Origin of the sequence: Ignavibacterium sp., assembly GCA_032027145.1 — a bacterium.
Taxonomy (GTDB): Bacteria; Bacteroidota; Ignavibacteria; order Ignavibacteriales; family Ignavibacteriaceae; genus IGN3.
In genome coordinates, this window is sequence record JAVSMP010000001.1 from 1,569,017 (window position 1) to 1,581,219 (window position 12,203).

The window sequence follows — 12,203 nt, forward strand, 5'->3', positions numbered from 1 at the left end:
CTATGAACCACAAACCCAAACTTGAATTAACCTGGATTGGCAAAGACGAGCAGCCAAAGCTTGAACCGCGCATTTTAATTGAAGATCCAGAAAAGTCCTACGGTGATAAGAATAGTGAAAATATGCTAATTTATGGTGATAACCTCTTAGCTCTTAAAGCTCTTGAACAGGATTTTACTGGCAAGATAAAATGCATATATATAGATCCTCCATATAATACAGGGAATGCATTTGAGCATTATGATGATGGAGTGGAACATTCTTTATGGTTGAGCTTGATGAAACCTCGTCTTGAAATTCTAAAAAATTTATTAAGTGAGGACGGTAGTATATGGATATCCATTGATGCTGATGAAAGTCACTATCTTAAAGTTCTTTGTGATGAAATCTTCGGACGAAATAACTTTGTTGACGAAGTAATTTGGCAAAGAGCATTCTCGCCAATAAACTTGAAGAAAACGCTTTCAAGAAGTCACGACGCTATTTTGGTATATAGTAAAAATAGTTATGGTTTTAATCTAAATCAGATTCCGAGACGTGCAGAACAATTAAAAAACTATAAAAATCCAGATGAAGATCCGAGAGGGCTGTGGGCATCTGGTGGAATTGATGTTGGTCCAATTGTCCCATCGCAAGTCTATGAAATTATCACTCCGAGTGGTCGAAAAGTATTACCACCTGATGGTTATTGTTGGAGATTCAAAAAAGAAAAATTCTTAGAATTAGTAACGGATAATAGAATTTGGTTCGGCAAGAATGGGGATAATGTTCCTAGAATTAAAAGGTTCTTATCTGAAGTCAAAGAAGGTGTTACGGCAATGACATTATGGTTAAGAGAAGAAGTTGGCGACAATCAAGAAGCTAAACGTGAAGTCAAACAAATTATCGAAACTGATGTCTTTACTACCCCTAAACCTGAAAGACTATTACAGAGAATTTTAACTCTATCTTCCAATAATGGCGATTGGATTCTAGATTCATTTCTTGGTTCTGGCACAACTTCGGCAGTAGCACATAAAATGAATCGCAGATGGATTGGAATTGAGTTGGGCGACCATTGTCATACTCATTGTATTCCTCGTTTACAAAAAGTTTGTGACGGCGCTGATCAGGGTGGTATTTCTGAGGCTGTTAATTGGAAAGGCGGTGGTGGTTTCAAATACTATTACCTTGCACCGAGCTTACTCAAGCAGGATAAATATGGCAACTGGATAATAGAAGAAAAATATAATGCTGATATGCTTGCAGCGGCAATGGCAAAGCATAATAACTTCAACTATCAACCAAGCGAAGAGGTTTATTGGAAGCAAGGACAATCAACAGAGAAAGATTTTATTTATACAACAACTCAATTTATTACTGTTGAAAAATTGGATCATATTCACGAAGAAATGCAGCCTGACGAAAGCTTGCTTATTTGCTGTAAGAAATTCTCCAAACCCTGTGAAAACAGATATTCAAACATCACAATTAAAAAAATACCACAAATGCTTTTAGGCAAGTGTGAATTTGGCAAAGAAGATTACAGCTTAAATATTATCTCAATGCCGAGAAATGAAAACGAGCCTGAGTTTGTTCCCAAAGGACCGGAAAAGAAAGCAAAGAAAACAGAAAAGGACAGCAGTCCTGGTTTATTTACAAATGAAGACCAGGTGTAACAATGTCATCAAAGAAAAGTCTTTCCAAAAATATTTATAATGACATAAAGCAGGTTATTGACGATGCCCGGAGCAGAAGTTTTCGTGCAGTTAATTTTCTAATAGTAGAAGCCTATTGGAATATAGGGCGTTTAATTGTAGAAGAGGAACAAAAAGGAAAAAAGCGGGCAGAATACGGCAGTTATCTGATAAAAGAATTATCGGAAAGATTAACAAAAGATTTTGGAAGGGGATTTACGGAGAGTAATATCAAGTATTTTAGATTATTCTACTTGAGTTTTCCAATTCGTCACGCATTGAGTGACGAATTGGAACATTCAAAACTCCACGCATTGAGTGGAGAATCTGTTACTTCAAAACAGGTAATTCCTCACGCAACCCGTCACGAATCTATTGAACTAAAAAATTATCTTCGTCCGGAACTGAGCTGGACTCATTACCGTATCTTACTCAAATTAGAAAAAGAAAAAGCCAGATTATTTTATATGAACGAAGCTGCAAACTCTAATTGGAGCACAAGAGAACTTGATCGTCAGATTAATTCTCTCCTCTTTGAACGCTTATCATTAAGTAAGAATAAAAAAGCAGTTTTAAGGATGGCAAAAAGAGGTCAGATAATCAATAAACCAAATGATTTAATTAAAGACCCCTATGTACTGGAATTTCTTGGGTTAGAAAACCGTGAAAAATATTATGAAGCAGATTTGGAAAAAGCATTGATAGACCATTTGCAAAAATTTTTATTGGAGTTAGGTAAGGGTTTTTCTTTCATTTCCCGTCAGAAGAGAGTTACACTCGATAGCGAGCATTTTTATATTGATCTTGTTTTTTATAACCGGCTAACTAAAAGCCATATACTCTTTGATCTTAAAGTCGGAAAATTAACTCATCAGGACATAGGTCAGATGCAGATGTATGTGAATTATTTTAATAGAGAAATCAAATTGAAAGAAGAAAATGAAACTATCGGCATAATACTCTGTGCAGAGAAGAATAATGCAGTCATCAAATATACTTTGCCGCCGAAGCAGAAACAGATTTTTATTTCCAGATACATCCCGTATCTGCCTACCGAAGATGAGCTAAAGAATGAGATAATGAAAGAAAAATTGAATTTTGAAACCAGGTCAAATTATTTAAAGGGGAAGCGGTGAGCAATAATACATTATACATTCGCAACAGATTAAGTTTAAGAAAGCCACAGGAAGACAGCTTATTTATTCTAACTGAATTAGCGGACAGGCTTGAACTAAAAAAGAATTGTAATCTTGAACAGGAATTAGAAAAAGTAAAAAGCTCTTATCCAACCTGCACGGACTTTGAAAGAAATTTTCCTTCAATATGTTTTGCTCTTGCTACTGGTGTTGGTAAAACCCGTTTAATGGGTGCGTTTATTGCTTATCTTTATTTAGAAAAGAAAATTAAAAACTACTTTGTGCTTGCACCAAATCTCACCATCTATAATAAACTGATTACAGATTTTTCTGATTCATCACATCCGAAATATGTTTTTCAGGGAATTGGCGAGTTTGTTCATAACAAACCAGTCATTGTAACTGGTGATAATTATCAATATGCAAAAACACTTTTTGATCAATTTGAAATAAGAATAAATGTATTCAATATTTCCAAGATAAATGCTGAGACCAGGGGTGGAAATATACCGCGTATAAAGAGGCTCTCAGAATATCTTGGCGAATCTTACTTCGAATACCTTGTTGGTTTAGATGATTTAGTGCTGCTGATGGATGAATCACATCATTACCGCGCTGATAGAGGTATGGAAGTGATAAATGAATTAAAACCGATTCTTGGATTAGAGCTAACTGCCACACCACAGGTTGAAAGAGGCAGCAATACAATAAAGTTTAAGAATGTTGTATATGAATATTCGTTGGCTAAAGCAATTCGTGATGGTTTTGTTAAGGAGCCAGCAGTCGCTACACGAAAAGATTTTGATCCGAGCAAGTATCAAGTAGAAGAATTGGATCGAATCAAACTTGAAGATGGCATTCGCATTCACGAGGACACAAAAGTTGCGTTAGATATTTACTATCGTGATAGTAAAACAAAGTTAGTAAAACCTTTTGTCCTGGTTGTAGCTAAGGATACAGACCACGCCACTCAGCTTCGGCAGCTTATCCAATCAAAAGCATTCTTTGATGGCAGATATGCAGATAAAGTAATGGAAATCCACTCAAGTCAACGTGGAGAAGAAAAAGAAGAGAACATTCAGCAGCTTCTTTCATTAGAAGACCCAAACAATAAAATAGAAATTGTAATTCACGTTAATATGTTGAAGGAAGGTTGGGATGTAACAAACCTTTATACAATAGTACCTCTGAGAACAGCAGCTTCAACTACTTTAAGAGAACAGACCATCGGCAGAGGATTACGTTTACCATTTGGCAGAAAAACCGGATCAAAAAAAGTAGATACTTTGACTATAGTATCACACGATAAATTCCAGGAGATAATTGATGAAGCAAATAAACCAGACTCAATTATTAAACAGGAAAATGTTATCGTAATTGATGAGCTAGAACTCGGAAGACCAAAAGAAGTTGTTACTTCCACTTCAAGTTTTGAAAGACATATTCAGGAAGAAGAGAAAAGAATTGAAGCAATAGTTGAACCTGAAAAGAAGCAGGAAGAAAAATTAAAACTTGAAATTAAAAAAGATATTTACACTACCATCCCAACCCTTAATACAGCAGTAAGAAATGTAACTGATCTGAAACAAGAAGAAGTGAGAAAAGTTGCTGTAGATAATTTCAAACAAAGGATAATGAGTGATCCTCAGCAATCAATGTTTGTTGATGAAAGAATTAAGGAATTCACAGACCATTATGATGCGGTTGTAGATGAATTCACTAAAAATTTAATTGAAATCCCTCGTATTACAATCCAACCAACAGGAGTAATTAAAACAGGATTCAAAGATTTTGAACTTGATACGAACTTCCTGAATTATCAACCCGTATCTGAAGAAATATTAAGGAAGACTTTGCGCGAGCAGGAAATTGATATTATTGCCGGCAATCATTTTGGAGGGATTAAAAATGATTCACCTGAAAATTTAATTGTCAACGAATTAATAAACTATCCAGAAGTTGACTATGATGAACAAGCTGAGTTTTTATTCAGGCTTGCTAACAGTGCAACTAATAAATTCAGACAGTATTTGAATGAGGGTGATGTAGAGAGTGTAGTGCAATATCATAAATCTGAAATTGGAAGGTTCATCTATCAGCAGTTGATGGAACATTTTTATGTAGAAGCTCCGGAGTTTGAAAAACCTGTTATTGATGTAAAAGCTTTTACAAAGATTGAGGATCACAATTACTCAAAATATTCTCAGGACCAGATATACGATTATAAAGAAACAGTCAATCCAACCTCAGCAATTCCAACGAAGATATTTGCAGGATTCAGAAAAGCGTATCATCTGCTTTATAAATTTGATTCAAAAACAGAGAAGGATTTTTCAATAATTCTTGAACAAGATAACGATGTTGAAAAATGGTTAAGACCGGCACACAATCAGTTTAGAATATATTGGGCGCATAATTCAAAACAATATCATCCTGATTTTGTTGTGGAAAGTAAGGATTCAATTTTCATTATAGAAACAAAAAAACAAGACGCAATGAGTGATGATGAGGTTAAAGATAAAGCAAGAGCGGCACTTGAATATTGTAAATATGCCTCTGAATATACTTCTGCTAATGAAGGGAAGCCCTGGAAGTATGTTTTAATTCCACATAACGCTGTGCAAACGAATATGAGTTTTAAGCATCTGGTTGAGCAGTTTGAAAGAAGTTAATATTAATTCTTAAAGTATATTATCAATATATTGATTGGATACAGATTAGATTTATTTTGTTATTATATTCTTTTGCATTAGCTATATCATTATCTAGTTCTTCGGGTGGGAAGTTAAAAACAGAAACATTATAGTTGCCGAGCAGTTCCATAAATGTTTTTTTAGAATAACCTGCAAGTTCTGCTGCCTGTCCCAGGGAAAGTTTCCCGGATTCATATAATTTAGCAGCAAGCAGAGTAACTGTTTCTTTAGGAGAAAGATCAAATTTATCAGGAAGATGTATTGTTAATGTTTTCATAACAGTTCTAAAATAAGGAAATTCACATTCAATTTCACCTCTATACCAATTTCATTATTTGTAAGCCGCCAATAATTTTCATTAGCAATTTGGAAGTGATACTATTTACCGTAGAACCAAATGTTCTAGATACTGCTTGCCCCTTTGGGGGATACCGGATACCAGATAATGATAGTCTCCTAATCGTTTCTCTTCCTGCCTTTGATTAGTTGATTTAGCAAATCCATAACAATAAGCGATCATAATCGAAAAATCTTATAAGAATTTGTGATCGTAATCGAAATATCTTATGTTTGAGACCAGAATTGAGGATAAAAAAATGATTAAAAGAGAAATTCAGGATTCAATCGAATCCAGACTGTTCAAGGGAAAACTCATCGTAATTTATGGTGCAAGGCAGGTCGGTAAAACTACTCTTATAAAAGAGATTGGTAGAAAATTTTCTGACCAGGAAGTTTATCTCAACTGTGATGAGCCGGATATAAGAGAGCTATTAATTGATGCAACCTCAACAAAACTTAAAAATGTTGTTGGACAGAAAAAACTTGTATTAATTGACGAGGCTCAGCGAGTAAAAAATATTGGCATCACGTTAAAACTTTTTGTGGATGAATTAAAGGGTGCTCAGGTAATTGCAACCGGTTCATCAGCATTTGAATTATCAAATGAAATCAATGAGCCATTAACAGGAAGAAAATTTGAATACTCTCTTTATCCATTATCAATGAGAGAACTGAGTAGTGAATTTGGTTGGCTGGAGACAAATAGACTTTTGGAAGAGCGAATACTTTATGGTATGTATCCGGATGTTGTTCTCAATCCTAATGAAAAGAAAAATCTGTTAAAATATCTGACACGGAGTTATCTTTTTAAAGATGTATTAAGCTATCAGGGGGTTCGTAAACCTGAAGTGCTGGATAAACTTTTGCTTGCTCTTGCTGCGCAAATTGGAAGCGAAGTTTCTTATAATGAGTTAGCAGGAACTGTCGGGATAGATAAAGATACCATAAACAAATACCTCGACATTCTTGAGAAAGCATTTGTTATTTTCCGTCTGCATCCGTTTAGTCGAAGTGTCAGAACGGAGATTACGAAGATGAGAAAAGTCTATTTTTATGATACCGGGATTCGGAATGCACTTGTTTCAAATTTTAATTCGCTTGCTTCAAGAAATGATAAAGGAGCTTTGTGGGAAAATTTTTTGGTATCTGAGAAGCTTAAAATGAATTCTTATTTGAATATTGATGCAAAAACATTTTTTTGGAGAACGTCACAGCAACAGGAAATTGATTACATTGAAGAAAAAGAAAATAAATTATTTGCTTATGAGTTTTCCTGGAATGTCAATAAGAAAAAGAAAATCCCGCTTACTTTCCTGAAAGCTTATAGTACGAAAGAATCTGAAATAATTACTAAAGAAAATTATGAGAAGTTTTTGGGTATTGTTTAGAGCAAATTTAATGTCAGAGTAGATATTTGTCATCCCTGACTTTTTTGTTGCCTGATTTTCATTTCACTTCTAATTCAATTTCAATATTTTTGAATCGCCAATAATTTTTTGAGCCAGTGGCTCATCAGCCTTTGGCTGAATTAACTAACAAACATTAAGGGATACTATGTACCGCAGAACAAAATGTTCAGGGTGTGAGAAAACTACATCCAATCCAAAATAACTTTTCCCGAATTACCCGATTTCATAATTTCAAAACCTTCTATGTAATCATCAACCTTATAACGATGAGTAATGATTGGACTAATAGGTAAACCGCTTTGAACCATTGCCTGCATCTTGAACCAGGTTTCAAACATCATTCTACCATATATACCACGGATAGTTAATCCGTTGAATATAACTTTTCCCCAGTTGATGCCAGCTTGTTCAGGAAGAATGCCGAGTAATGCAATCTTACCTCCGTGATACATTACATCAATCATATCGTTGAAAGCATGAATACTGCCGCTCATTTCCAAGCCGACATCAAAACCGCCAACCATTCCAAGTTCTTTTACAACATCAGATAGTTTTTCTTTTGTTACATCAACAGCTCTTGTAACTCCCATTTTTTTTGCAAGCTCTAAACGATATGGATTCATATCAGTGATAACAACATTTCTAGCACCTGAATGTCTTACAACTACTGCCGCCATTATTCCGATAGGACCAGCTCCAGTAATAAGTACATCTTCACCAAGAACATCAAATGATAATGCTGTATGAACTGCATTTCCAAGCGGATCAAATATTGAAAATATTTCTTTCGGAAGTTTAGGATCGCAATGCCAGATGTTTGAAACAGGAATTACGAGATATTCAGCAAAACATCCGGGACGATTAACTCCAACTCCTTTTGTGTTCGGACAAAGATGACCTCTTCCTTCACGGCAATTTCTACAGGTTCCGCAAACAATGTGTCCTTCTCCGCTGACAAGTTCACCAACTTTTACATCGTGAACGTTGCTGCCAAATGCTTCAACAGTTCCAACATATTCGTGTCCGACATGCATTGGAACTGGAATAGTTTTTTTTGCCCATTCATCCCAATTATAAATGTGAATATCAGTACCGCAAATTGAAGTTTTGTGGATTTTTATAAGTACATCATTTGGTCCGTATTCAGGAACAGGAACTTCATCCATCCAGATACCGGGTTTAGCATATTTTTTAACGAGGGCTTTCATTTTTTTCATGGTAAGGTCCTTAGAGATATGAATTATAATAATGGTTAAACTTTTTTAAAATATCTAACCAAAATTAGAGATTAGGTAAGAAATCAACAAAGAAAAAATCTAAAAATAAAATTCAGAGATAAATCAAATAATTGAAAATAGAGCAAACTCTCTGTTTAAAAACGATCCTTTAATATTTTGATGCTGACTGATTTGTTTTTCGATAAGGTCTGAGTTCAAATCGTTTACAAAAGCTACGCTTTTTAACCATTCAATTTCGTCTTTTGTAACAAGTTTATTAACACAAGCTAAACTAATCGCATCCTGAAGGAAAGAGGTTGCTATACTTTTATCCGAGAAAACAATCGGGTCGGAATCAATATATTTGTTTGTGAGAAGATTTCTGATTGTTTCTTCAAAAAAATCTGATGCGAATCCTAATTTTTCTGAAATAGTCTTTAACATTTCCTTTTCTTTTGAGCTTAATTCTTTATCAAGCCTGGCGGTTATTAATAAGCCTTTTAGGTAATTGCTTCGGTCAATTAAGGGTATGTTCATTTCATCCTATAAAATAAGTTTTAGATAGTAGAAATAATCAATGTAGCCTCACAACTATTATGCCTTCAAATTTTCTATTACTAAAATATCATTTTTTATATAAAACGCTATGGAAATATAAATCTCATTGATTCTGCACACAAAAATCATCTCAAATCAGATAAAAGTTCTAATCAATTTCTAATTATAAGGCACTGGCTAAAGTTTTCTTAACTTCCCTCGAATATATATGGCTTAATTTTTCAGTAAAGATAAATAACTGGTAAATGCTCAGTAATAATTTATATGAGAGATTGAAAAATTTTCCGTTTTTTTTGGCATAATAATCATTCCTGTAAGAAAAACATCCTTGATAACTCAACATTTTATGGATTAAAACGATAGTTAATTAGATAAGTTTAAAAATTAATGTGCGTTTAATATCCAATTCAAACTAAATTAATATTAATAGTTGGAAACAGATGAATGCTGCCAAAAATAAAAAACATAGAATCATTTAATCCGACTTCCAATCTGATTCCTATCCAACCACAGTCTAATAACGGAATAGCTCATGATCCGGTCATAAAACAAATTCTTGAATGTTTTCCTGATCCTGTTTTGATTCTTGATAAAGACAGGCAAATAGTTACTTATAATGATAAAGCAAAAAATTTTTTTAATCATATAATTACAATTGATGTAGCAGCAAAAAAAATTGGTGAAGCACTTGGATGTGTGTATGCTTTAAGAAAAAAAAATATATGTGGTGAAACTGAGTATTGCTCTCGATGTGGTGTAAATAAAACTTTTTCTGATGTATTAATAAAACCAGGAAATTATGAGAATGAATTTGCGATAAAAGTGAATAATAATGGGCTTGAAACAACAATTGATTTTAGAACTTATATCTCAAATCTGAATTACGAGGATAAGGAATATGTAGTTCTGTCAGTTAAAAGTCTTGAAAGTGAAAAACGCAGGGAGCTTTTAGAAAGGATTTTTTTTCATGATGTATTAAATACAGCTTCAATTATTTTTGGTATATCTGGTATGATCTCCGAGGCTGATATTAACAAAGATCTGGAAAGATATACTGTAATACTTCAGAATATTTCTGAGCAGTTAATTCAGGAAATTCAGGCTCAAAGGGATTTAATCAATGCCGAAGCAGGCAATTTAATTATCTATCCTGCAGTAGATACAGTAAAAGATATTCTTGAAAAAACTTATCAGCTTTATCAGGATAATATTCTTACCAAAGGAAAAGAATTTGTTTGTGAATATCCCGAGGATACATTAATAATTGAAACTGATCATCATTTTATAATCAGATCTTTGGGTAATCTTATAAAGAATGCTCTTGAGGCAATCAATCCGGGCGGTAAAGTTTCTTTAACTGCAAAAGATTACGGCGATAATGTCCGTTTTGTTGTTTCTAATGATGGGGTTATTCCAAAGCATATTCAGCTGCAGATATTTAACCGCTCATTTAGTACCAAAGCAAAAAAGGGAAGAGGCATTGGTACTTACAGTGTAAAACTATTGATTGAAAATTATCTTAAGGGGAAAGTAAGTTTTATTTCAGATGAAGAAAATCAGACTAAGTTTATAATCGAATTACCTAAAAAATTCTCTGAGTAAGTATTTTCCTGCCGCAGCCTTCAAACCAATTTAATCTTGCTTCATTTATCATAAGTAGTTGACTAAATTTCATCAAAATTATTTTAAGTCTGGATAAAGTATATCTAAAATAAAATAGTAGTATTTTTAAATCATTAGATAAATAATTTTTCCAAAATTTTATACTGGAGTTAATCATGAGTTACCGGATTGAAAAAGATACAATGGGTGAAATTCAGGTACCTGCAGATAAATATTACGGCGCACAAACTGCAAGATCGTTAATGAATTTCAAAATAGGCGGAGATAGATTTCCGCGTGAACTTATTCGTGCTTTAGGTATTCTCAAAAAAGCTGCTGCATTAACCAATAAAGAACTCGGCACTCTTCCTTCAGACAAAGCTGATCTAATTGTAAAAGCTGCAGATGAAGTAATTGAAGGCAAACTTGATGAACATTTTCCTTTAGTTGTCTGGCAAACCGGCAGCGGTACACAAACCAATATGAATTCAAACGAGGTAATCTCAAATCGTGCAATAGAACTAGCAGGTGGTGAAATGGGGAGTAAAAAACCAATTCATCCTAACGATGATGTCAATAAAGCTCAATCATCAAACGATACTTTTCCAACAGCAATGCACATCGCAGCAGTAGAGGAGATTCATAGAAGATTAATTCCGATGGTTACAAAACTTCGTGATGCACTTGCAGCTAAAGAAAAAGAATTTAAGGATATAATTAAAATCGGCAGAACTCATTTGATGGATGCTGTTCCATTAACACTTGGTCAGGAATTCAGCGGATATGTTCAAATGTTATCAAATGGTCTGGATAGAATCAATGCCTCGCTGCCAAGATTATATGAATTAGCTTTAGGAGGTACTGCAGTTGGAACAGGGTTAAACACTCATCCTCAATTTGCAGTTAAATCCGCTGAACACATTGCAAAAATTACAGGTAAAAAATTTGTTACAGCTCCAAATAAGTTTGAAGCATTAGCAGCACACGATGCACTTGTTGAGTTTAGCGGAGTATTAAAAACTCTTGCTGCTTCTTTGATGAAAATAGCAAACGATATAAGATTTCTTGGTTCAGGTCCGCGCTGTGGTTTAGGTGAACTTAATCTTCCTGAGAATGAACCCGGCAGTTCAATTATGCCCGGCAAAGTGAATCCAACACAAAGTGAAGCTTTAACAATGGTTTGTGCACAGGTGTTTGGAAATGATGTGGCTGTTAATTTCGGCGGTGCAACAGGACATTTTGAACTTAATGTTTTTAAGCCGGTAATAATTTTTAATGTCCTTAACTCAATAAGATTAATTTCTGATGCTTGTGAAAGTTTTACAGATCATTGTGTGGTTGGAATTGAAGCAAACATTATCAACATTAAAAAACATCTTGAAAATTCTTTAATGCTTGTTACTGCATTAAATCCGCACATTGGTTATGATAATGCTGCTAAAGTTGCAAAGAAAGCTCATAAAGAAAATACAACATTAAAACAAGCTGCGATGGACCTTGGTTTACTTACTTCTGAGAAATTTGATGAAGTTGTGAGACCGGAAAAAATGGTTGGACCTGGAAAGTAAGTTAA

The 12,203-nt window shown here is 34.1% G+C and carries 9 protein-coding genes; 6 read left to right on the forward strand and 3 right to left on the reverse strand.

Annotation, left to right across the window (positions count from 1 at the left end; genetic code table 11):
• Nucleotides 1-2: 2 nt before the first annotated feature.
• From ROY99_06455 to ROY99_06465, 3 genes are read left to right on the forward strand one after another with little or no spacing between them, the layout of a single operon-like run.
• Nucleotides 3-1,658, forward strand: coding sequence for a site-specific DNA-methyltransferase (locus ROY99_06455; GenBank protein ID MDT3696018.1), 1,656 nt, complete (start codon nucleotides 3-5; stop codon nucleotides 1,656-1,658).
• Between the two features lie 2 nt (nucleotides 1,659-1,660).
• Complete coding sequence (locus ROY99_06460) at nucleotides 1,661-2,812, forward strand: PDDEXK nuclease domain-containing protein (GenBank protein MDT3696019.1); 1,152 nt, start codon at nucleotides 1,661-1,663, stop codon at nucleotides 2,810-2,812.
• Nucleotides 2,809-5,484 carry a DEAD/DEAH box helicase family protein gene (locus tag ROY99_06465; protein ID MDT3696020.1) on the forward strand — a complete coding sequence of 892 codons (2,676 nt, stop codon included), beginning with the start codon at nucleotides 2,809-2,811 and terminating at the stop codon, nucleotides 5,482-5,484. Before ROY99_06460 ends, ROY99_06465 begins: the two co-directional genes overlap by 4 nt.
• Before the next feature lie 22 nt (nucleotides 5,485-5,506).
• Here ROY99_06465 and ROY99_06470 read toward each other — a convergent pair whose 3' ends face one another.
• Nucleotides 5,507-5,782: a UPF0175 family protein gene (locus ROY99_06470; GenBank protein MDT3696021.1), complete on the reverse strand. Its 276-nt coding sequence runs from the start codon at nucleotides 5,780-5,782 to the stop codon at nucleotides 5,507-5,509.
• A 319-nt stretch (nucleotides 5,783-6,101) separates the two neighbouring features.
• Here ROY99_06470 and ROY99_06475 point away from each other — a divergent pair, with 319 nt between their 5' ends.
• Nucleotides 6,102-7,232 (forward strand): ATP-binding protein, encoded by a 1,131-nt coding sequence (locus ROY99_06475; protein ID MDT3696022.1) that lies wholly within the window; start codon nucleotides 6,102-6,104, stop codon nucleotides 7,230-7,232.
• Nucleotides 7,233-7,435: 203 nt separating this feature from the next.
• On the opposite strand, the gene tdh is transcribed toward ROY99_06475, so the two are convergent.
• Nucleotides 7,436-8,470, reverse strand: coding sequence for an L-threonine 3-dehydrogenase (gene tdh / locus ROY99_06480; GenBank protein MDT3696023.1), 1,035 nt, complete (start codon nucleotides 8,468-8,470; stop codon nucleotides 7,436-7,438).
• Between the two features lie 123 nt (nucleotides 8,471-8,593).
• Nucleotides 8,594-9,007, reverse strand: a complete 414-nt coding sequence (locus tag ROY99_06485; protein ID MDT3696024.1) for a hypothetical protein — start codon at nucleotides 9,005-9,007, stop codon at nucleotides 8,594-8,596.
• A gap of 465 nt (nucleotides 9,008-9,472) precedes the next feature.
• Between ROY99_06485 and ROY99_06490 the strand changes: the two genes are divergently transcribed.
• Nucleotides 9,473-10,630 (forward strand): HAMP domain-containing sensor histidine kinase, encoded by a 1,158-nt coding sequence (locus ROY99_06490; protein MDT3696025.1) that lies wholly within the window; start codon nucleotides 9,473-9,475, stop codon nucleotides 10,628-10,630.
• 176 nt (nucleotides 10,631-10,806) lie between these two features.
• Nucleotides 10,807-12,198, forward strand: a complete 1,392-nt coding sequence (fumC, locus tag ROY99_06495; GenBank protein MDT3696026.1) for a class II fumarate hydratase — start codon at nucleotides 10,807-10,809, stop codon at nucleotides 12,196-12,198.
• Nucleotides 12,199-12,203: the final 5 nt, after the last annotated feature.